Annotated in this window: 15 protein-coding genes; 3 read left to right on the forward strand and 12 right to left on the reverse strand. The window is 68.2% G+C overall.

What is annotated here, in order from left to right; translation table 11 throughout:
• Positions 1-46: 46 nt before the first annotated feature.
• Both NGF19_RS19270 and NGF19_RS19275 read right to left on the reverse strand, forming a co-directional pair.
• Positions 47-1,573: a hypothetical protein gene (locus tag NGF19_RS19270; RefSeq protein ID WP_252426231.1), complete on the reverse strand. Its 1,527-nt coding sequence runs from the start codon at positions 1,571-1,573 to the stop codon at positions 47-49.
• A gap of 69 nt (positions 1,574-1,642) precedes the next feature.
• Positions 1,643-3,139: a hypothetical protein gene (locus NGF19_RS19275; protein ID WP_252426232.1), complete on the reverse strand. Its 1,497-nt coding sequence runs from the start codon at positions 3,137-3,139 to the stop codon at positions 1,643-1,645.
• 154 nt (positions 3,140-3,293) lie between these two features.
• On the opposite strand from NGF19_RS19275, the gene NGF19_RS19280 reads away from it, so the two are divergent.
• Positions 3,294-4,184: an endonuclease/exonuclease/phosphatase family protein gene (locus NGF19_RS19280; protein WP_252426233.1), complete on the forward strand. Its 891-nt coding sequence runs from the start codon at positions 3,294-3,296 to the stop codon at positions 4,182-4,184.
• 160 nt (positions 4,185-4,344) lie between these two features.
• On the opposite strand, the gene NGF19_RS19285 is transcribed toward NGF19_RS19280, so the two are convergent.
• Positions 4,345-8,472 (reverse strand): bifunctional glycosyltransferase/CDP-glycerol:glycerophosphate glycerophosphotransferase, encoded by a 4,128-nt coding sequence (locus tag NGF19_RS19285; protein WP_252426234.1) that lies wholly within the window; start codon positions 8,470-8,472, stop codon positions 4,345-4,347.
• A 366-nt stretch (positions 8,473-8,838) separates the two neighbouring features.
• Here NGF19_RS19285 and NGF19_RS19290 point away from each other — a divergent pair, with 366 nt between their 5' ends.
• Complete coding sequence (locus tag NGF19_RS19290; protein ID WP_252426235.1) at positions 8,839-9,927, forward strand: LCP family protein; 1,089 nt, start codon at positions 8,839-8,841, stop codon at positions 9,925-9,927.
• A gap of 15 nt (positions 9,928-9,942) precedes the next feature.
• On the opposite strand, the gene NGF19_RS19295 is transcribed toward NGF19_RS19290, so the two are convergent.
• Positions 9,943-11,058, reverse strand: a complete 1,116-nt coding sequence (locus NGF19_RS19295; protein ID WP_252426236.1) for a PLL family lectin — start codon at positions 11,056-11,058, stop codon at positions 9,943-9,945.
• A 167-nt stretch (positions 11,059-11,225) separates the two neighbouring features.
• Between NGF19_RS19295 and NGF19_RS19300 the strand changes: the two genes are divergently transcribed.
• A complete protein-coding gene (locus NGF19_RS19300) occupies positions 11,226-11,642 on the forward strand; it encodes an NTP pyrophosphohydrolase (RefSeq protein WP_252426237.1) in 417 nt (138 codons plus the stop codon).
• A gap of 36 nt (positions 11,643-11,678) precedes the next feature.
• Here NGF19_RS19300 and NGF19_RS19305 read toward each other — a convergent pair whose 3' ends face one another.
• The 8 genes from NGF19_RS19305 to NGF19_RS19340 form a co-directional block, all read right to left on the reverse strand.
• Positions 11,679-13,169 carry an amino acid permease gene (locus tag NGF19_RS19305; RefSeq protein ID WP_252426238.1) on the reverse strand — a complete coding sequence of 497 codons (1,491 nt, stop codon included), beginning with the start codon at positions 13,167-13,169 and terminating at the stop codon, positions 11,679-11,681.
• A 162-nt stretch (positions 13,170-13,331) separates the two neighbouring features.
• Positions 13,332-15,266, reverse strand: coding sequence for a 1-deoxy-D-xylulose-5-phosphate synthase (gene dxs / locus NGF19_RS19310; RefSeq protein WP_252426239.1), 1,935 nt, complete (start codon positions 15,264-15,266; stop codon positions 13,332-13,334).
• Between the two features lie 172 nt (positions 15,267-15,438).
• Complete coding sequence (locus NGF19_RS19315; RefSeq protein ID WP_252426240.1) at positions 15,439-16,734, reverse strand: sugar ABC transporter permease; 1,296 nt, start codon at positions 16,732-16,734, stop codon at positions 15,439-15,441.
• On the reverse strand, positions 16,731-17,522 hold the full coding sequence (locus NGF19_RS19320; RefSeq protein ID WP_252426241.1) for an ATP-binding cassette domain-containing protein: 792 nt from the start codon (positions 17,520-17,522) through the stop codon (positions 16,731-16,733). Before NGF19_RS19320 ends, NGF19_RS19315 begins: the two co-directional genes overlap by 4 nt.
• A 209-nt stretch (positions 17,523-17,731) precedes the next feature.
• Positions 17,732-18,835: an ABC transporter substrate-binding protein gene (locus NGF19_RS19325; RefSeq protein ID WP_252426308.1), complete on the reverse strand. Its 1,104-nt coding sequence runs from the start codon at positions 18,833-18,835 to the stop codon at positions 17,732-17,734.
• A 133-nt stretch (positions 18,836-18,968) separates the two neighbouring features.
• Positions 18,969-20,168, reverse strand: coding sequence for an ROK family transcriptional regulator (locus NGF19_RS19330; protein WP_252426242.1), 1,200 nt, complete (start codon positions 20,166-20,168; stop codon positions 18,969-18,971).
• Positions 20,169-20,463: 295 nt separating this feature from the next.
• The gene (locus tag NGF19_RS19335) at positions 20,464-21,387 is read right to left on the reverse strand and encodes a carbohydrate ABC transporter permease (protein WP_252426244.1); all 924 of its coding nucleotides are present in this window, start codon (positions 21,385-21,387) and stop codon (positions 20,464-20,466) included.
• 2 nt (positions 21,388-21,389) lie between these two features.
• Positions 21,390-22,316 (reverse strand): carbohydrate ABC transporter permease, encoded by a 927-nt coding sequence (locus tag NGF19_RS19340; protein WP_252426245.1) that lies wholly within the window; start codon positions 22,314-22,316, stop codon positions 21,390-21,392.
• Positions 22,317-22,355 lie beyond the last annotated feature (39 nt).

A 22,355-nucleotide genomic window follows, 5' to 3' on the forward strand; every position in this document is an offset into this window, starting at 1 on the left:
CTCTGTGCGGAGGCCCTCTTTCGCGTTCCTGGTGCGAAAGTCCGCCCTAGCCGTAGTACTGGTGCGCCCCCGCCCCGGCCGGGGTGTTCATGACGGTGAAGGGGACCTGGGTCACCGGGGACTCGCCGCCGGAGGCGTCGACGGCGAAGACGTCGACGAGATGCATGCCCGCGCTCCAGGCCCAGCCCGAGTCCCAGGACCAACTGCCGCCCGGCGCGACCGCGGCGGCGCCCAGCAATACGCCGTTCTCCCGGATTCCCACCTGTGCGGCGCCCGTGGCGGACCCGGTGAAGACCACCCGGGAGCCCATCACCTGTTCATGAGCCACGGGCTCCAGCACCACGGGCGAGGCCGCGTTGGGCCCGACGGTCGACGGCATGGCCCCCTGAACAGTGCCCGGCATCCCGGCTCCCGGCGGAACGGCGGCCCCGGCTCCTGCCGGACGGTCGACCGCCGTGAAGAGCGCCTCGGTCCGCTCCGTCTGGTAGCCGGACGCGTCCACCGCGTAGATCTTCACGGGGTGCTTGCCGACGCTCCAGGCCCTGCCCAGCTCCCAGGACCAGCTGCCGTCGGCGGCGACATCCGCCTGTCCCAGGTACTTTCCGTGCTCCCAGAAGATCACGCGGACGGCGTCTTGGGCATAGCCCGTGAGCCGTACGGCGTCGCGGCGCACTTCCTCCTGGAACGCTGGAGCCGTCACCATCGGCGGCGGGAACTCCGGGCCTCTCACCACCGAGGTGGCGGTGAGGTAGGTGCTGATGGCCGACTGGTCGCGGTCGGGCTCCTCGTAGCCGTTGCGGACATAGCCCAGGCGCGGTGGGGTGCCGTCGGCGAGGAGGTTCACCAGTCCCATGAGCGCGGGGACGTTGCGCCGGGTGACCTGCGTGTGGTCCGTGATGAACGGGGACTCGCTGTAGATGAAGTTGAAGTTCTCGTAGTGCTGGAAGAGGCCCAGGAAGGGCTCCACCTGCACCGTGTACTGCTCGTCCTGGGGAGAGGACAGCAGGTAGATGTTGGCGCCACGATTGGTCTCCGACCGGACGAGGTCGGGCAGGATCGCGTCCACGATCCGCACGTTCTCGTCCGGGACGCCCTCCCCCAGCATGTACCGGGCCACCTTCGGGTGGACCGTGGCCACATAGGTCCCGACCAGGAACTGGGGCACGATGGAGACGATGTTCCGGAAGCCGTAGCGCAGCCCGAAGTACAGGGCCGCGCTGCCGCCCTTCGAGCCGCCCCACATGGTGACGTCGTCCGGGGTGAGCTCAAGTGCCTTCATGACGTTGAAGATGAGCCCGGCGACGGATCTCTCCAGGGAGAAGTCCATCTCCTTGCAGAGGTAGTAGCTGTTCATGCCGTCGAACCGGTCGCGGACCCACAGGATGTTGGCCCTGACGTTGTCGAAGACGCCGTTCGACCATCCGTAGTCGTGGGGAGCCGAGAAGTTGGCGAAGACGACGATCAGATGCCGGTTGCCGTTCTTGGCGTGGGTGAACCGGTACTCGACGGGAAACGTCCCGGAGGCTTCGATCCCGGTGAACAACTGCCGCCCGTTCGAGGGTGCTTTGGCCATGTGCGTGATCCACTCTGTGATGTGCGTCGACGTCGGGGCGTCCTGCCCTCACCTGCTGGTGGGCCGGGCTCAGTACCCGGGGGGTGCCGTACCGGCCGGGTCACCCGTGACGACGAAGGGCACCGAGGACGCCGGGGACTCGCCTCCCGTCACATCCACCGCGAAGACCTCGACGGTGTGCGGCCCCTCAGCCCAGGGCCGGCCCGGGTCCCAGGACCACCGGCCGTCGGGGGCGACCGCGCATGCCCCGAGGAAGACCCCGTTCTCCCTGAATCCCACCTGAGCGGCACCCCCGGCCACGCCCGCAAAGCCGACCCTCGTCCCCAGCGCCTGCCGGTGCGGCTCCGGCATCTGCACCACCGGCGCCGGAAGAACACGCGGGGTCCCCGGGTACCCGTAGGCCACACCGGCTGCGTGACCGCCCGGCTGCGCCGGCGCGTTCTCCGAAACGGTGAACCGCACATCGCTGCGCTCGGACTGGTAGCCGTTCGCATCGACGGCGAAGAGCCTCACCAGGTGCTCACCAGTGCTCCAGGGCTGGTTCCGGTCCCAGACCCAGCCGCCGTCGGCACCGACCGGAGCCGACGCCAGATACTTGCCGTTCTCCCAGATGCTCACGCGAACCGCCCCGGGCGCGCGGCCCTCGAAGTGGACTTCCCGGGCGGGCAGCACATCGTGCGTCGTGGGCATGGTCACGACCGGAGCGGCGAACGACTCCTGCACCACCGACGTGGACTTGAGGAAGGCGTCGATACCGGAGGTATCGGCTTCGGGCTCCTCGTATCCATGGCGGGTGAGGCCGAGGCGTGGCGAGATGCCCTCGACGAGTAGATAGGCGATGCCCAGGAGAGGGGGGGTATTGCGCTGCGTCACCTTCCCGTGGTCCGTGATGAACGGGGACTCGCTGAAGATGAAGTTGAAGTGCTTGTACCGCTGAAGCAGCCCGAGAAACGGCTCGACCTGGGAGCTGTACTGCTCGTCCTGCGGCGAGGAGACCATGTAGATGTGCGCGTCCGGGTTCGCCCCCGACGCCAGCAGGTCGGGCATGATCGCGTCGAGGACAGCGACGTTGGCGTCCGGCATCGTCTCGCCCAGCATGTGCCGGCCTGTGTCGGGGTACACGTCGCGCAGGAACGTGCCCATCCGGAGCTGCGGAACACTGGCGACGATGTTCCGGAATCCGTATCTCAGCCCGAAGTAGAGCGCTGCGGTGCCGCCCTTGGAACTACCCCACAGCGTGACGTCGCCCGGCGTCAGTCCGAGGGACTTGATCACCCGCGATACGAGTCCGATCACCGACTGCTCGACGGCGAAGTCCATCCCCTTGCACAGGTAGTAGGTGTTTCCGCCGTCGAACCGGTCACGGATCCAGAGGATGTTCGACCGGAGATTGTCGAGGATACCGGTGGCCCAGCCGTAGTCGTCCGGAGCGAACATGTTGGCGAAGACGACCATCAAGTGCCGGTTCCCGCTCCTCGCGGGGGCGAACCGGTACTCGACGGGGTAGCCGCCGGAGGCGTCTATCCCCTGGATCACCCGGCGGCCCTTCGCGGATGTGTCAGACATGCTGCGGTTCCACTCTCATCAGGTTCTTCGCCGTCGCGCGGGTGCGCTGCCCCCGGCGGGACGGATGCCCGAGGCAGGTTGGTCCATCGGAACTTTGGTGTTGCCTCGGCCGGTCGGACATCATGACGTGATGCTGTCCGCGAAATTTCCGCCCTTGTCCGGCCGATTCGGGCGTCGGCGCCGCAGGGTCGTGAGCGCGGTGGTGCTCCTGCTGGGACTCTCGGTAGCGGTGACCGTGGCGCAGACCGCCCGGTCGACCGGTTCCGTCACCACGAGCCCGACGCTGACCGTGGCGACCTGGAACATGTGCGGCGTACGGCAGTGGCATTGTGAGGACACCGGAAGCCGTGCCCTGAAGCGGCGGGAGCTGAAGGGCCTCGCCACCCGGTACGGAGCCCGGGTCGTCTTCCTTCAGGAGGCCTGTGCCGCCGATGTCGAAGCGGTACGCAGAGAACTCGGCCCGTCCTCCTGGCAGTCGGCGTTCCGGGCCTACGGCCGACGCGACGCGACAGGCCACAAGACCACGGTGCGGTGTGCCGAGGCCGGGCAGGGCGCCGCCGGTATCGCGATTCTCTCGGCGTATCCCCTGTCCGGCATCGCCACGGTGCCCTCGAAACAGCCCTCCGTGGGCGTGCAACGCGGCATCCTGTGCGCCTTCGTCGCGGCGTACGACATCCGGCTGTGCACCGCCCATCTCAGTCCACAGGGAAGTGACCTGGCGCACCCGCACTGGGAGTTGCGCGACGATCAACTGAAGGCGCTGATCGCCGCGGTGCCCATGAGGCGCACGGTGTACGGCGGTGATCTGAACGTGGATCCGCCGGGGGCCCGCAACCCCCTCGCATGGGTGTGGCCGTCCACGCCCTACACCGTGCATCGGGAGTGCGATCAGGCCTCCGCGTCCTCCCGCTCGGGCCGGGCGACCCATGTCTCCGGTCACAAGCTGGACCATCTGTTCACCGGGCTGCCCAGGATCGGCTGCACGCTGCACGACACCGGTGCCTCCGATCACTTCGCCCTCCTCCTGCGCGTACGGACCGTCTGAGGGAACGCCGAGAGAGCGCTCGGCCCGCGGCCGGGCCGAGACGGAGACGGTGAGCGCTTCGGGTATGTGCGAAGGCGCGGTCATGGAGCGTCGTGGCCGTCCGGCCGGTCCGGACGCGGCCGTGCACTGCGGCGACGGCCCCCGGCAGCGGTCGGCGCCGTCATACGATCACGCCCTCGACCACCCCGTCCTCGGGCGACCGCCCCGCCGGGGACGGCCCGGACGGCTGCTGGAGCCGGGCCGACGCCAACTGCGTCCGGGGGCGCGCCTGCGGACTCGCGAACTCATGTGCCCGCTGCTGGCCGGCGAGCGCATACGCCTGCTGCTGGTCGGCGAGCGCGTGCGTTTGCTGCTGATCGACGGGCATCTGTGCCTGCTGCTGACTGACGGGCGGGTACGTCTGCTGGGGACCCGCGGGCGCGTATGCCTGCTGCGGACCTCCCATCTCGGCGGGCGACACCTCGCGGTCGGCGGGACCGGGCTGTACGGGGATCGCGCCCACCAGCCCGTCGGGCCCGGCAGGAGCCTGCGCCGGGCTCTGCCGCGGCGCGAACCAGCCCGGGGAGTTCCACTGGATGGGCGTGAGCGCGCGCCCGGTGTGGCGGGTGTCGACGGTGCCGACTGCCGGAGCCATGGCCTGCCCGGGCGCGAGGTCCCCGCCCGCGACGAGCATCCGGTCCGCGAGGCGTGCGGCGGCGTACCCGTCGTCGAGGTCGCAGAACTCACGCTGGAACCATCGGTATCGCTCGGCATAGGCGTCCTGGATCCGGTCGATCTCGCGGATCGCGCTGACCAGGTCCTGCGAGGTGTACACCAGAGGACCGGGAGCGCTGCCCTCGAAGTCGAAGTAGAAGCCGCGCAGTGTGTCGCGGTAGTGGTCCAGGTCGTAGGTGAAGAAGAGGATCGGACGCCCGGTGTTGACGTAGTCGAACATCAGGGACGAGTAGTCCGTGATCATCACGTCGGTGATCAGGGACAGATCGGCCATGTCCGGGTAGTCGGAGACGTCGAACACGAAGCCGTCGCCGGCCCCTGGCACCGGGTCCACCACGTTGGGGTGACGGCGGACCAGGAGCACATGGTCGCCGCCCAGGCGGGCGTGGGCGTCCTCCAGGTCGATGCGGAAGTCCAGCTTGTACTTGCCGGGGGCGTAGAACTGGTCGTCACGCCAGGTGGGTGCGTACATGACGACACGCTTGCCGTCCGGCAGCCCGATACGGCGGCGTATCTCCTGCTCCCGCGCTTCCGTACCGGGCAGGCGCAGGATGTCGTTGCGCGGGTAGCCGCACTCCACCATCTCGCCCGGGAAGCCGAAGGCGCGCTTGAGGATCGGTGTGGAGAAGCTGTTGGGCGAGACCAGCATGTCCCAGTTCTGCACCTCCTTCTCGACCCGTTCCAGATAGCGCTGGTCCGCGAAGTGGATGGACTCGATGTCGTGGCCGATCTTCTTCAGCGGGGTGCCGTGCCAGGTCTGCACGACGACCTGGCCGTCCCGCTTCTGGAACCAGTCGGGAAGGTGGTTGTTGGCGACGACATACCGGCTGGTGGCCAGCGCCTCGTACCACTGGGGTGACCACATACGCACGGGCGTGGCGGTCGGGGGCACGTGGACCTGGTCGTCGCGTACGACCCACAGATGGTCGAGGTCGACGCCCCGGCGTACCAGTTCCTCGTGCAGGGCGCGAGGGCTGTCGGAGTACTGGGTGCCCTTGAAGGCGTCGAAGAGGATCGCGGGCCGTACCGCCTGCCGGCGTGCCGCGGGGTAGGCCTTGGTGCGCAGCAGCTTCTGGCGGTACGGGCCGCGGGCGTCGTCGGGCATGGCGGAGTGGACGAGGAGGGACAACCGGTCATAGGCCTCGGCCTGGAGCTCGTAGCGGCGTTCGTTCTCCTCGTAGTCCTGCGGGAAGACCTCGATGAGGTCCTGCTCGATCTTCACCATCAGGTCTTCGAGACGGTCCTCACGGGCCACCGCCGAGAGGTCCTGGCGACGCAGGAAGAAGTCCCAGCGGCCCGCCGCGAGCGGGATCTCGCCGGCGAGTGTGCTCATGCCGGCCGGGGTCAGGACGCAGCGGAACTCATTGCCGCTCCATGTGAGGGGGACGCTTCGTTCCGCGCCGTGCGCACGCGAGCGCACCACCATGTGCGTGCTGCGGTACTCCTGCGCGGACAGTTGGTCCGCGGCCAGGTAGCGGCCGGTGATGTCCAGTGAGCCGTCCGGCTGCCAGGCGACGTTCGTGGCCATGGGCAGCGTCGCGCGCTCGAAGAGGACGAGGTAGCCCGAGCCGTTGCGGTGGACCACGACCTCCCGGTCGCCCTCGCGGGTCTGCAGGGAATCGGGCATCCGGTAGTGCCCGTCCGTTGTTTCCTGCGCCATGACCGGATAGATGGTCATCTTGCGGCCCTCGACATGGAAGGTGGTCTTCCAGCCGTTGCTGCCCATGCTCCAGGACTCCGGGATCTGTTCCCCGGCCTGGATGTCCGCGCGGTATCCCGGTACCAGCGAACGCAACGGAAGCCGGGTGGTGAAGGTGCACCAGCCCTCGCCGCCCGGGGTGAAGCGGACCCAGGAGTCGTGCCGCCCTGCTCCGCTCATACTGGTGACCCGGAACTTGCCCCACTCCGGGACCTTGGGGCCGAGATAGACGCCACGCAGCTCCAGTTGGTCCCCGGCCAATCGGTGACCGGTGATCCGGCAGCGCACGGTCTCCACGCGTAGCTTGAGCTTGCCCTGCAGGAACAGCGGGAGGATACGGGTGTTCTTGTCCACGTACCGGTACGGCGGATTGGCGGCGGTTCCCGCGCCGCCCCGGTCGATGCCCCGGTACCGGAACAGCCCGCGGCTGAGGACACCCGCGGCGACGTCCCATGTCCCCTCGACCCACTGGCCCTTGCGCTTCAGGCGGGTGAGGTCGAGCCGGGACTCGAAGCCCGCCCAGTCGTAGCAGTAACGATTCTGGTTGGAGTGCTCGGTGGCCTGCGGCGCGTAGGTGGTCTTCGCCGTACTGATCACCATGCGTCCCTGCTTCTTGTTCCGCAGGGCGATGGCCTTCACCGACATGTGCTTCTTGTGCACGTTGATGAAGCGGACGTACGCCGTTCCCGTGAGCGTCAGCAGGTAGGAGTCGGAGTTGGTGCTCCACCGCGCCCCGGTCAGCGAGCCGTGCAAGGAGAGTTCCTTGTCGAGCCGGTACGCCTTCTTGCTGATGCCGACTTCCCGGTCCCCCAGGTAGGGGTACTTCAGATAGCGGTGGAACCGCCGCTGGACCGGCATCGGACCACCGCGGCGCTCGAACTCGATGACCTCGAGCAGTTCGGGCAGCCGCCAGTCACGTACCAGGAGCCACTTGACCCGGGCGTCGGCGGGCAGTTCGTCGATGATGCCGGCATCGACCTCGTCGAGGAACTCGTTGGCCCACTCCATGAAGGCCTGCTGGTACTCCTCGTCCGCGTCGGGCAGCACCTTGAGATGCAGCATCAGGTCGGACTTCAGACAGGCGAGGTCGTACTTGCGCTTGCTCTCCTCGTAGAGCCGGGAACGCCGTTCCGCGAGGAACCGGCTGACCGACTGGACCGCCGAGACACGGTCGCGCAGGTTCGACAGTTCGGTGTGGCGCTGGGTGATGGAGGGGGCGGCTCCGCCTTCCCTGCGGCGCCAGAAGTAGACGATGTCCGTGATGACATCGACCTTGGCGGCGCGGAAGTGGGCGAACATGTTGACCCACGAGTCCTCGTACAGGACGCCTTCGGGGAACTGGATGAAGTTGTGATCCCAGAAGAACCGCCGGAACACCTTGTTCCAGACGGTGCGGTCGTAGATCAGCGCGTCGAACTTCGTGATGTGCGTTCCGCGCCGGTTCTTCTGCATCGGGCCCTTGTGCAGCGGAGACTGCCACTTCTTCGTGGAGTTCATCATCTGCACGTTGCCCGAGACGAAGTCCGAGCCGGACTCGTCGAGAGTGCGGATCAGCAGGTCGTAGGCGTACTCGGGAATGACGTCGTCGCCGTCGACGAAGGCGAGGAACTCGCCTCGGGGATGCATGGCTCGCAGCCCGGTGTTCCGGGCGTGCCCAGGTCCGTGCGAGTGCTGACGGATCAGCCGGAAACGGGGGTCGGCGGCACAGAAGTCGGCCGCGATCCGCGTGGACCCGTCCGTGGAACCGTCGTCGACGAGGATCACCTCGAAGTCACGGAACGACTGACGTGCGATCGACTCCAGACACTCGGCGAGGTAGACCTCGACATCCTGAAAGGGAACGACAACACTCAGCCGCGGATGATCCGCCAACATGCACTCCTACCGAGACATTTCACCCATGGGGACAACAGACATCCCACCTCGGGCGTCCACCCCTACTCGGCGTGCCCGGCCAACCCCCCTGCCGCCTTGGCATCATCCGAACCTGTGACCTCGATGTGAGCCCCCTCCAACCTTCAACCACAGGTTTTCCACATACTATTCGAACATAACATCTGGTCAAGATGAGTGAATGTGTCCTTCATCGCTGTCTCGTACGGTGGTCAACCGCCCTTAATACGCGACAACACGTAGGCCTATAGTTCTCCCGCTGGACGATCGCATCAGTGGGCCGGTCACCCCCCACCCGGGCCCCGCAACTCCGCAGGCGCGGAGCCCATGAGGAGAGGACCGAAGTCAATGACGCACAGCGTGACCGCGCAGCCGCGAGGAAAACGCGGGTCTGCCACCGGCAGGCGACAGCCGCCCGAGCGCGGCAAGCGGCGCTGGGGACGCATCGTGCTCCTGACGATTCTGGTCCTGCTGCTGGCCGCGGGTGGCACCGCCTACTGGCTGTACCGCAACCTGGACGGCAACATCAGCGGCGTCGACATCGACAAGGCGCTCGGTGACGACCGTCCGGAGAAGCTGCCCACCTCTGGGCAGAACGTGCTGATCCTGGGCTCCGACTCGCGTGCGGGTGCCAACGCCGCGCTGCACACGGGCGATGTCGCCGGGGCGCGTTCCGACACCGCGCTGGTGATGCACATACCCGACGGCCGTCAGCAGGCCGTCGCCATCAGCATTCCGCGCGACACCCTGGTGACGCGCCCTGAATGCACGAAGACGGACGGCACCGAAGTACCCCCGGCGAACCGCGTGATGTTCAATTCCATCTACTCCCAGGCCGGTCCGGCGTGTGTGGTCAAAACCGTGGAGAAGATGTCCGGGGTACGGATGGACCACTACATGGAGATCGACTTCGCGGGATTCAAGGGTCTCGTGGACGCAATAGGCGGTGTGACCGTCACCGTCGACAAGGACATCCACGACAAGTCCAGCGGCCTGGACCTGACCGCCGGCACCCATCGCCTGGACGGCACCCAGTCCCTTCAGTTCGTACGGACCCGGCACGGCATCGGGGACGGCAGTGACCTCGGCCGGATCGGGTTGCAACAGCAGTTCATGCTCGCGCTGTTGAGCGAGATCAAGAAGCAGGACCTGATGGGCAGCCCCACCAAGACCTACAAGATCGCCGACGAGCTGACGACGGCGCTCACCACGGACTCGGAACTGGCCTCCCTGACCAAGCTGGCGGAGTTCGGCCGGAGCATGAACGGCGTGGATCCGTCCACCATGGAGACGATCATGCTCCCGGTGGCCTACGACAAGATCGACCCGAACCGGGTCGTGGCCGCCGAGCCGCAGGCGACGACACTGTGGAAGGCGATCCGCACCGACGAGCAGATCCCCGAGTCGGCCAAGAAGTCACCGGCTACGGGTGGTTGATCGCGCTACGGCACTTCAGAGTCTGTGCCACTGACCGAACGTGAGCCCGGCGGTGTTCTCCTGCCGGGCCACCTTCGGCACCCCGTCGGGATCGATCAGCGCCATGACCACCCGCCCGTGCCCGTCCCGCGCCAAGGCGGGCGCGCCCTGGCAGGATTCCGCCAGCGTGTACCACCAGAAGCCGTTGTCCTCGTCCTCGGTACCCCCCACACCGAGCACCGCCGAGCCGTCACGGTCCCGGTAGGCGAGGACGACACAGTCGTAGCCGTCCAACGAGGTACGCAGTGCCGCGTACGGACGGTCGGCCGGGGAACCTCCCAGCACGGCCGGCCAGCGGCCCACCCGCCAGGCCGCGGCACCGCCGCTGTCGGCGTCCGTCCAGAAGAACGTGGCGCGCTCCGGTCCGCTCTCCACAGCGCTGACTGTGCCCGGCGCGGGGCGCAGCGAGAAGCCGCGCGGCCCTGTGAAGTCACCGCCCGGCTCGAGTTGCCGCCATAGGAACACGCCGGTCTCGGCCGCGGCGCAGACCTCGATCCGGCCGGTGGCGAGGGCGACCGGCGCGCACAGCGCGTCGATGCCGATGCCGTGCAGATCCTCCCAGGCCTTCCACTTGCCGCCCGGCCCTTCCCGGCGCAGCGACAGGCCGCGTTGCGCGTTCCGTACGAAGACGTGCACCGTGCCGTCGGGCGCGATCGCTCCGACCGGTGCGCCCACCTGCCGCCCTTGCTCACGGTCCTTGTCCGGATTGCCGAGCGAGCGCCAGTCGGTGAAGGCCAGTCCCGTCTGGTACTGGATGGCGTGCACGATGTCCACGCTCCGCGCACCGTCGGCGGCGGCTCGCTCTCTGCGGCCGAGGAAGTGGACATAGGTGTCCGGTCCCTGAGCCACCGCCAGGTGGCTCAGCCCGGGTGCGGCCACGAAGTGCGGTCCGCTCCACTCAGGGCCGCCGGCGGTGACCTCCGTCCAGCGCAGCAAGCCCTCGTCGGTGGGGGCGTACAGACTGAGCCGACCGGACTTGCCGAGCGTGAGCCAGTCGCCGTGGGCGGCCCCGGACGCGATCCGCTCGCGTTCCGCAGCCGTGAGCCCGGTCGGGTGCGCGGCACCCACGCGGTCTGACGACCCTCTGCGCATAGCCTGGTGCACCTTCCTGAACCCGTCGCGTCGCGAACACGGGACCCCTGAGACTCGGGACATCATAATTCGTTCGCTCAGGAGTTCCCCAAGGCAGCGTTCGTCCGCTCACGCGCGTGTGACGGACGCCGTCGCCGGGGTCGCGTGCTCCGTGTCAGGCTGAGGGCATGTACGGATCCGAAGGCATCGAGCAGAGCGAGGCGGCCCCGACCCTGCTGGTCGTCGACGGCGCGAACGTCGTCGGCTCCGTGCCGGACGGCTGGTGGCGCGACCGGCGGGGCGCCGCCGAGCGCCTGCGGGACCGGCTGGTGCGCCGCGCGGAGTCGGGGCTGCCAGGGCATCCCGGGCCCCTGGAGGTGGTCCTCGTGCTCGAGGGCGCAGCCCGAGGTGTCGCCTCCGTGCCCGGTGTGTGCGTCGAGGACGCGCCCGGGAGCGGGGACGACCACATCGTCGCGGTGGCCGCCCGCGCCGCGGGCCGCCCCTGTCTGGTCATCACGGCGGACAGGGAACTGCGGCGCCGCGTACGGGAGTCGGGGGCGGAGGTGGCCGGGCCGCGTACGGTGCTCGGCCGGGGGTCGGCCTGAGCCCGCGCGCTTCGGCGGCCCGTCCGCGCGAGGGCCCTACTTCGCCGAAGCCGCCTCCCGTTCGGCCAGGCGGCTGTGCGAGCGGCCGTAGAGGGCGTACACGACGACGCCGATGAGCAGCCAGATCGCGAACCGCAGCCAGGTCTCGGCGGGCAGGTTCAGCATCAGCCACAGCGAGGCGCACACCGACAGGATCGGTACCCAGGGAACGAAGGGTGTGCGGAAGGAGCGGGGCAGGTCGGGGCGGGTCCGGCGCAGGATGACCACGCTGATCGCGACCACGATGAACGCGAAGAGCGTGCCGATGTTGACCAGTTCGGCGAGTTCGCTGAGGCTCGTGAAGCCCGCGACGATGGCGATGATCACGCCGAGCAGGATGGTCGGCCGGTGCGGGGTCCTGAACCGCGGGTGGACATGGGAGAAGAAGCGCGGCAGCAGCCCGTCACGGCTCATCGCGAAGAACACACGGGTCTGGCCGAGCAGCAGGATCATGCAGACGGACGTCAGACCGACGGCGGCGCCGAAGCTGATCACGCCCGCGTACCAGGGGTGCCCGGCGGACTTGAAGGCGTCGGCCAGCGGGGCGTCCACGGACAGATCGGAGTAGTGCTGCATCCCCGTGACGACGATCGACACCGCCACGTACAGCGCGGTGCAGATGAACAGGGAGCCGAGGATGCCGCGCGGCATGTCCCGTTGCGGGTTCCTGGTCTCCTCCGCCGCCGTGGCCACGATGTCGAAGCCGATGAAGGCGAAGAAGACGACGGACGCGGCGGTGAAGATGCCCATCACACCGAAGTTGGACGGCGCCCAGCCGAACAGGAGTTGGATCAGGGGGGCTTTGAGATTGCCGCCCGCCGGGACCGGCTGGGGCGCGGGGATGAACGGCCGGTAGTTGGCGCCGCTGACGAAGAACGCGCCCGCAACGATCACGATCAGCACCACGGTCACCTTGACGGCGACGACGAGTTGGGTGACCCGCGCCGAGAGCTTCACGCCGACGACGAGGATGGCGGTGAGCGCCAGGACGAGCGCGGCGGCGAGGATGTCGAAGCCGAAGCCGTGCGCCCCCTCCCGGCTGCTGAGCGCGGCGGGCAGATGCCAGCCCGCGTTGTCCAGCAGCGAGCGGATGTACCCGGACCAGCCGACCGCCACCACCGCCGTGCCCAGCGCGAACTCCAGGACCAGGTCCCAGCCGATGATCCAGGCGGGCAGCTCGCCCAGGGTGGCGTACGAGAACGTGTACGCGGAGCCGGCGACGGGGACCGTCGAGGCGAACTCCGCGTAGCAGAGGGCGGCCAGCGCGCAGACGACACCGGCCACCACGAAGGCCAGGGATACCGCAGGGCCCGCGTTCTCCTTGGCCACCTTGCCGGTCAGGACGAAGATGCCGGTGCCGATGATGACCCCGACGCCGAAGACGGTCAGATCCAGGGCGGACAGGGTCTTCCTGAGCGCGTGCTCGGGTTCCTCGGTGTCCTGGATCGACTGCTCGACGTTTTTCGTCCGGAAGAGGGCACTGCTCACGGGCTTCCTCCCACGCTCGTCGTCCCCGACATGATCGAGAGGGGGCGTGACGCATATGCCCTCAAGCGGGGGGATTCACGCGAATGGGCCGGTTCCGCCACCGGAAAGGATGGCGGAACCGGCCCGAGGAGACCTGTGAGCCCGAGGAGACCTGTGGGTCGGTCAGTCGCGCGCGGACTCGACCGGGTCCGCGGTCCGCGCGGCGTCGGCGCGGTCGAACCGGCCGTCGAGCTTGGAGACCAGCCCGGTGACCTGGCGGGCGATGTCCGGCGCGGTCAGACCGATCTCCGCGAGGACCTCCTTGCGGGAGGCGTGGTCGAGGAAGCGCGGCGGGATGCCGAAGTCACGCAGCGGGACGTCGACGCCCGCGTCGCGCAGCGCCTGCGCGACCGCCGAACCGACGCCGCCGACACGGGAGTTGTCCTCGACGGTGACGACCACGCGGTGCCGCTCGGCGAGCGGGGCCAGGGCCTCGTCGACGGGCTTGACCCAGCGCGGGTCGACGACGGTGGTGGAGATGCCCTGCTTGTTCAGGAGGTCGGCGATCTCCAGGCACATGGGGGCGAGCGCGCCGACGGAGACCAGCAGGACGTCCGGGACGGGGGCGTCGGCCTTGCGCAGCACGTCCATGCCGCCGACCGTGCCGACCGCGGGGACGGCCGGGCCGACGACGCCCTTGGAGTAGCGCACCACGGTCGGCGCGTCGTCGACGTCGACGGCCTCGCGCAGTTGGGCGCGCAGTTGCTCGGCGTCGCGCGGGGCGGCGATCCTGAGGCCCGGCACCACCTGGAGCATCGACATGTCCCACATGCCGTTGTGGGAGGCGCCGTCGTCGCCCGTGACACCGGCCCGGTCGAGGACGAAGGTCACTCCGCACTTGTGCAGGGCGACGTCCATGAGGACCTGGTCGAAGGCGCGGTTGAGGAAGGTCGCGTACACCGCGAAGACGGGGTGCAGTCCGCCGGTGGCGAGGCCCGCCGCGGACACCGCCGCGTGCTGCTCGGCGATGCCGACGTCGTAGATGCGGTTCGGGAACGCCTCCGCGAACTTCTTCAGGCCGACCGGGTGGAGCATCGCCGCGGTGATGCCGACGATGTCGTCGCGCTCACGGCCGAGCTTGACCATCTCGTCGCCGAAGACGGAGGTCCAGCTCGCGGCGGCGGCCTTGATGGGCAGGCCCGTGTCGGGGTGGATCGGGCCGATGCCGTGGAAGCGGTCGGCCTCGTCCTGCTCGGCGGGCTTGTAGCCGCGGCCCTTCTCGGTCAGGCAGTGCACGATGACCGGGCCGCCGAACCGCTTGGCGCGGGCCAGCGCGGACTCCAGGGCCTCGATGTCATGGCCGTCGATCGGGCCGACGTACTTCAGGCCCAGGTCCTCGAACATGCCCTGCGGGGCGATGAAGTCCTTCAGGCCCTTCTTGGCGCCGTGCAGGGTCTCGTAGAGCGGGCGGCCGACGACGGGCGTGCGCTCCAGCACCTCCCTGGTGCGGGCGAGGAACTTCTCGTAGCCGTCGGTGGTGCGCAGGGTGGCCAGGTGGTTGGCGAGGCCGCCGATGGTGGGGGAATACGAGCGCTCGTTGTCGTTGACGACGATGACCAGCGGGCGGTCCTTGGCGTCGGCGATGTTGTTGAGCGCCTCCCAGGCCATACCGCCCGTGAGGGCGCCGTCGCCGATGACGGCGGCGACATGGCTGTCCTTCTTGAGGAGCTGGTTGGCCTTGGCGAGGCCGTCGGCCCAGCCGAGGACGGTGGAGGCGTGCGAGTTCTCGATGATGTCGTGCTCGGACTCGGCACGCGAGGGGTAGCCGGACAGGCCACCCTTGCTGCGCAGCTTGGAGAAGTCCTGGCGGCCGGTGAGCAGCTTGTGGACGTAGGCCTGGTGGCCGGTGTCGAAGAGGACCTTGTCCCGCGGGGAGTCGAAGACGCGGTGGAGGGCGATGGTGAGTTCGACGACGCCGAGGTTGGGGCCGAGGTGGCCGCCGGTCTTGGAGACGGCGCCGACGAGGAAGGTCCGGATCTCCTCTGCCAGCTTGTCCAGCTCCTCCAGGTTGAGCCGGTCCAGATCGCGCGGTCCCCTGATGCGGGTCAGCAGCGGCACCCGTGCCTCCTTGAAGTCGAGCTGTATAGAGCTGTCGCCGGGGTGAGTCTAATGTTCCGCCTGTGCGGATCACGGGCGGGCCTCGTATTCCAGGCCACGCGTCCGACCGCACAGGCCTGTGCCCGGTACCGCCGGGGTACCGGGCACACCTGAGGGCCTTACGACCGGTGGGTCACGCGCGACCCGCGGTCTTCTGGGTCTTGCGGGTGATCGAGTCGATCACGACCGTGGTGAGCAGCACGCCCGCCGTGATCATGTACTTCACGGGCTCCGCGATGGACTCCAACTGGAGGCCGTACTGGATCGAGACGATCACCATCACGCCCAGCAGGGCGTTCCAGGTGCGCCCGCGCCCGCCGAAGAGGCTGGTGCCACCGATGACGGCGGCGGCGATCGCGTTCATCAGCAGGTCACCGGTGCCGGCGCTCTGGTTGGCCGAGGCGATCTTGGAAGCCAGGAAGAGGCCGCCGATGGCCGCGAAGAGTCCGGAGATCGCGAAGCAGGAGATCCGGATCGCCGTGACGTTGATACCGGCACGGCGCGAGGCCTCGACACTGCCGCCGAGCGCGAAGACCTTGCGGCCGTACGTGGTGCGGCGCAGCAGGAAGTCGGTGAGCACCAGGAAGGCCAGGAAGATCACCGTGGCCAGCGGCAGGCCCTTGTACTGGTTGTACATGTAGGCCGCGGCGAAGGAGACGACCGCCAGCAGCGCCGTCCGCAGGACGGTCTCGCTGAGCGGGCGGGTCGGGATGCCCGCGGCCTCACGGCGGCGGTTGCCCAGGTAGGAGGTGGCGAAGAACACGGCGACCACGAGCGCGGCCAGACCGTAGGCGGCTGCCACGTCGGCGAAGAAGTACGTCGTGAGCTGGCCGATGAGACCGTCGCTCTTGAGGTTGATGGTGCCGTTCTCGCCCAGCACCTGGAGCATGAAGCCCAGCCAGAACAGCAGACCGGCCAGGGTCACGGCGAAGGCGGGGGCGCCGAGCACGGCGAAGAAGAAGCCGTGGACCGCGCCGATGGCCGCACCGGCCGCGACGGCCGTGAGCACGGCGACCCACTCGGGCCAGCCCTGGTTGACGGCGAACACGGCCGTGAGGGCGCTGGCCGCACCACTGACCGAACCGACCGACAGGTCGATCTCGCCGAGCAGCAGCACGAAGACGATGCCGACCGAGATCATGCCCGTGCCGACCATCGTGATGGTGATGTTGCTGATGTTCTCGGCGGACAGGAAGGCGGAGTTCAGGCTCTGGAAGATCACACAGATGGCGATCAGGCCGACGATGACGGGCAGCGAGCCCAGGTCACCGGCGCGCATCTTGCGCTTGAACTCCCCCACATAGCCCGCGAGTCCCTGCTCGCGCACGAGAAGACGGGGGTCGACCGCGGTCACCGCCGCCGCGGCGGCCTCGGGGTTCTCGGCGACCTGCGTGTCCTGCGGAGCCTTCGAGGTCTTGTCGGTACTCACTGGGAATCCTCCCCGTTCGCGCGCGCCGCACGGCGGGTCACCGCGTTGTCCGTGGCGCCGGTGATGGCGGAGATGATCTCCTCCTGCGAGGTGGTCTTCACCTCGAAGACGCCGTTGTTGCGGCCGAGGCGGAGCACCGCGACCTTGTCCGCCACGGCCTTCACATCGGCCATGTTGTGGCTGATGAGGATCACCGCGTGGCCGCGCTCCCGCAGCCGTTCGATCAGGTCGAGGACCTGGGCGGTCTGCTCGACACCGAGGGCCGCGGTGGGCTCGTCGAGGATGACCAGCTTGGGGTCGCCGAGCATCGAGCGGGCGATGGCCACGGTCTGGCGCTGGCCGCCGGAGAGCGAGGCGATCGGGATACGCACGCTCGGGATGCGGATCGACAAGGTGGTGAGCAGCTCGCGGGCGCGCCGCTCCATCTCGACCTCGTCGAGGACGCCGCGCCGCGTCAGCTCACGGCCGAGGAAGAGATTGCCGACGACGTCGATGTTGTCGCACAGCGCGAGGTCCTGATAGACCGTCGCGATGCCCAACTGCTGGGCGTCGTTGGGCTTGTTGATCTGGACGGTCTTGCCGTCCCATTCGATGGCGCCTTCATCGATGGGGTGCACGCCGGCGATCGTCTTGACCAGCGTGGACTTTCCGGCGCCGTTGTCGCCGACCAGGGCGACCACTTCACCGGCATGGACCTCAAGCTCTACGTCGGTGAGCGCCTGAACGGCACCGAACCGCTTGGAGACCCCGCGCAACGCCAGCACGGGCGTAGCGGACACGTGAACCATCTCCTTCGCCGCCTGACCCGGCGGAAGGTTGTGCAAAGTATGGGGGAAGTGTTCCCCTCCGGCGCCCCGCCAGTAGCTTGCGGGGCTGGTGAACGCGGGGCGCCGGAGGGGAGTTTCGGTGCGACAGGGCGAACGCCGCCTGTCGGAGCACCCGTCCCGTACGGGAATTCAATGGCGAAGTCCCGTACGGGGGAAGGGGCTTGGACCGGTTACTTCAGACCGATCTTGTCGCAGTCCTTCTTGTACTGCGCGGTGCAGATGTCGGCGGTGGTGTAGATGCCGTCCTTGAGGACCGTGTCCTTGATGTTCTCCTTGGTCAGCGCGATGACCGGGACCAGGACGGAGGGCACCTGCTTGACGGTCGGGCTGTCGACCTTGTCCTTGGCGATCGAGTCCAGCGACTTGCCCTGGGCGAGGAGGACGGCCATCTCCGCGGCGACCTCCGCCTCCTTCGGGTACGGCTTGTAGACGCTCATGAACTGCTCACCGGTGACGATGCGCTGCACGCCCGCGAGTTCGGCGTCCTGGCCGGTGACCGGGACACCGGAGATGCCCGCGGCCTTGAGGGCGGTGATGATGCCGCCGGCCATGCCGTCGTTGGCGGAGTAGACACCGACGATGTTCTTCTTGCCGATCGCCGAGATCGCCGCCTCCATGTTGGAGTTGGCGTTGTCCGGCGACCACTCCTTGGTGTCGTACTCGCGGCCGACCGTGACGTTGCCGTCGAGGACGGAGTGGGCACCCGTCTTGAACTGCTTGGCGTTGGGGTCGGTGGGCGAGCCGTTCATCATGACGATCTTGCCCTTCTTGGCGTCGCCGCCCAGGGCCTTGAGCAGGGCCGCGCCCTGCGTCTTGCCGACCTCGGTGTTGTCGAACGAGGTGTAGGCCTTGATCGGGCCTTCGGCCAGGCGGTCGTACGCGACGACCGGGATGCCCGCGTCATCGGCCTTCTTGATCGAGTTGGCGATCGCCTTGGAGTCGACGGCGTCGATGATCAGGACGTCGACCTTGCTCGTGATCATGGTGTCGACCTGCTGCGCCTGGAGGTTGGCGTCCTGCCGGGCGTTGTTGTACTCCAGCGTGGCCTTGTCGCCCGTCAGCTCCTTGATCTTCTTCTCGATCAGCGGCTTGTCGAACTTCTCGTACCGCGCGGTCTTGTTCTCCGGCAGCAGCAGGCCCACCTTGATAGCGTCACCCTTCTTCTTCGCGCTCGACGAAGAAGAAGAGTCGCCACCCGACTCCTTGGCGCTGCCACAGGCGGCCAGCGAGACGGCCATCGCACCCACGGCAACGGCAACGGCGGCACGACGCATACGCGTGTTCACTTCAGAAACCTCCCTGACGAGGCCGCGACGGTGCGGCCGAGGTGACAGGAAGTCAAGTCGGCCATACGTACGACGTCAAGAAGTAAATCCTTAACGAGATGGCAACGATGCCATCCGTTCTCTAAGTGAAGGCAGGGGGATTGGGAGACAGCGTCCCATCCAAAAGGGTCGAATCACCCATCTCGCTGAGCGCGAGAGCGAGTGCGCCGAGCACTTCCGCGCGGCCTCCGAGCGCGCCCGGCAGCACCGAGCAATGGCGGGCGGCGCTGGGGATCGCGTACCGCCCGACCGACTCGCGGATGGGGCCGAGCACCAGCTCGCCTGCCTCGGCAAGGTCTCCGCCGAGGACCACCCGGCTGGGGTTGAGCAGATTGCAGAGGTTGGCCACGCCGCTGCCGATGTGGCGGCCCACGTCGGCGATCACCCGGCGGCACCCCGGGTCGCCCTCCCGCGCCAGCCGGACGACGCCCTCCATGGTCAGATCCGGGCCGTGGCCGGGCTGGAGCAGCGGCAGGACGTACCCCGCCGCCGTGAACGTCTCCAGGCAGCCGCGGTTGCCGCAGCGGCAGACGGGACCGGACTCGTCCAGGGTGATGTGGCCGATCTCGCCGGCGGTGCCGCCGGGGCCTCGGTAGATCTTCCCGTCGATCACCAGCCCGGCGCCGACCCCGCTGGCGACCTTGATGTACGCGAGGTCCTTGACCCCTCGGCCGCTGCCCCAGACCAGCTCCCCGAGGGCGCCGAGGTTCGCGTCGTTGTCCACGTACGCCGGGACGCCGAGCCGTCTGTGCAGCTCCTCGGCGGGTCTGGTGCCGGACCAGCCCGGCAGGATCGCGGTGGAGCCCAGCGTGCCCGACTCGACGTCGATGGGTCCGGGCACGCCGAGGCCCACGCCCGCGACCTTGGAGCGGTCCACCCCGGTCGCCTGGATCAGCCGGTTGACCAGCTCTTCCGCGCGGTCGAAGCCCTGCTCGGCGGACGCGTCCACATCGAGCGGCTCGGACTCCTCGGCGAGCACCTGATGGGCGAGGTTGCCGACCGCGACCCGCAGATGGGTGTGCCCGAAGTCGACGCCGATCACGATCCCCGCGTCACCGCTGAGGGAGACGCTGCGCGCCCTGCGACCGCCCGCCGACGTGGGCGTGACCTCGACCGTTCCGCCGTCCTTCAGCTCCCGCACGATGTTGGAGACGGTCGCCGCGGACAGGCCCGTCGTTCTCGCGATCTCGGCCTGTGTGAGCGACCCGGCAAGGCGCACCGCACGGACGACGCGCTCGAGATTCGCCCGGTGCAGCGACGACTGCGACCCCGGAGTCTCCATCGACTCTCCACTCCTGCCCTCGGCCCGGCGGCCAGGAGGCCACCGGTGTGTCCCAGGCCACTTCCTCGGGGCCCGGGTCACGTACAAGTTGTGAACTCCAAAGTCCGCTGAACGGGTTACCGCAGTCAAGTCCTTGACGGAAATCGGGTGGCAGGCGGGGCGTGGATGGCCAGGACATGACGATGCCGCCCCCGTGGTTGAGGGGCGGCATCGGTGTCGTGCCTCGTTCAGTTCCCTTACGGCGGATCCTCGCGGCGCATCCCTTGCGGCGCTTGCCCCGCAGTGCCTTCGCGGGCTACTTCAGGGCTCCCGCGGTGAGCCCCTGGACCACCTGCCGCTGGAAGATGATGTACGCCGCCAGCACCGGCAGCATGGCCATCACCAGCCCCGCGAAGAGGCCGGACCAGTCGCCCTTGTAGCCCTGGCTGGCCGCGAGCTGGACCAGCCCCTGGGTGAGGACCCGTTTGTCCGGGTCCGTGTTCAGGACCGTCGGCAGCATGTACTGGTTCCACTGGCCCAGGAAGTTGAAGATCCCCACGCTGATCAGTCCCGGCTTCGCCATCGGAAGCATGATCTGGAAGAACGTCCGGGCGTGCGAGGCCCCGTCCACGAACGCGGCCTCGGCGACCGAGGTCGGCAGCGAGCGGAAGAACGCGGTCAGGAAGAAGACGGTGAACGGCAGCGAGTAGGCGATGTAGACGAGGATCAGGCCGTGGATCGTGTTCAGCAGGCCCATGTTGTTCACGACGTAGAACAGCGGGACCAGCGCCAGCATGATCGGGAAGCTCATGCCGGCGATGAACAGGTAGTAGATGAACCGGTTGCCCGGGAAGTCGAAGCGCGCCAGGACGTACGCGGCCATCGAGCCGAGCACCAGCGTGCCGATGAGCGAACCGCCCACCACCACCACGGTGTTGAGGAAGTAGCCGCTCATGTTGGCGTCGGTCCACGCCCGCGACCAGTTCTCGAAGTGCAGCGTGTCCGGCAGCGACCAGGGCGAGCTGAAGATCGAGTTGTCGTCCTTGAAGGACGTCAGCACCGCCCACAGCAGCGGCATGCCCACCATGAACGCCCACAGGACGAGCATGCCGTGCGAGAAGACGTTGAGGACGGCGCCGTCCCCCTTCCGCCGCGGCGCCCGGCCGGAAGCGGGGTCGGTCCTGGTCACGGTGGCGCCCGGTTCGGCCGGGCTCGGAGCGGGAGTCTCGGTTGTCTTCATGGTCAGTACTCCAGCCGCTCGCGCCGGCCCAGCTTCATCACGATCGCCGCGAACAGCAGCGTCACGACGAGCAGGGCGACACCGATCGTGGTTGCGTAGGCGGCCTGACCGTCGCGGAAGGCCTTCTGGTAGACGTACAGCACCAGGACGGTGGTCGAGTAGTCCGGACCGCCCGGCCCGGTCGTCATGATCTGTACGACCGCGAACGACTCCGCGCCCAGGGCCAGGATGCCCATGTACACCCAGCCGGACTGCACGGTGTCCCACAGCAGCGGCAGGGTGATCCTGAAGAACGTCGTGGCGCGCCCCGCCCCGTCGAGCAGCGCTGCCTCGTAGAGATCCGCCGGGATGGAGGCCATACCGGCGGAGAAGAGGACCACGAAGAAGCCGACCGTGGACCAGACGAGGACCGCCATCACGCACCACAGCGCGAGATTCGGGTCACCGAGGAACAGCGGCTGCACGCTGTCGAGTCCGATGCCGCGCAGCAGCGAGTTGATCGCCCCGGTGTCCGGGTTGTACGCGAACGCGAACAGCAGCGCCACGATGGCGATGGAGAGGACCTGGGGGAAGAAGTAGACGATCTTGTAGAAGGACGAGCCGCGCACGCCGGAGATCGCCGGGCCGCCCTTCCGCCGTCGGCCGCCCACGTTGATCATGAAGGAGAAGAACAGCGCCAGACCGATCGTCACCAGCGGCACCAACAGCGCGAAGAGCAGGCTGTGTTGAAGCGACTTCCAGAAGATGTCGTCGTGGAGCATCCTCGTGTAGTTGTCGAAGCCCACCATCTTGAAGTCCGGGCTCAGCCCGGTCCAGTCCGTGAACGAGTAGTAGATGGACTGGATGAAGGGCCATATGACGAAGATCGCGTACAGCCCGAGGGGGATGGTCAGGAACCCCACGATGAACCGGTACTTGCCGTGCTGCATTGCTACCGACCCCGATTTCGCCGTATCGCCGCCGACGCC

This window comes from Streptomyces macrolidinus (assembly GCF_023887685.1).
Lineage (GTDB): Bacteria > Actinomycetota > Actinomycetes > Streptomycetales > Streptomycetaceae > Streptomyces > Streptomyces macrolidinus.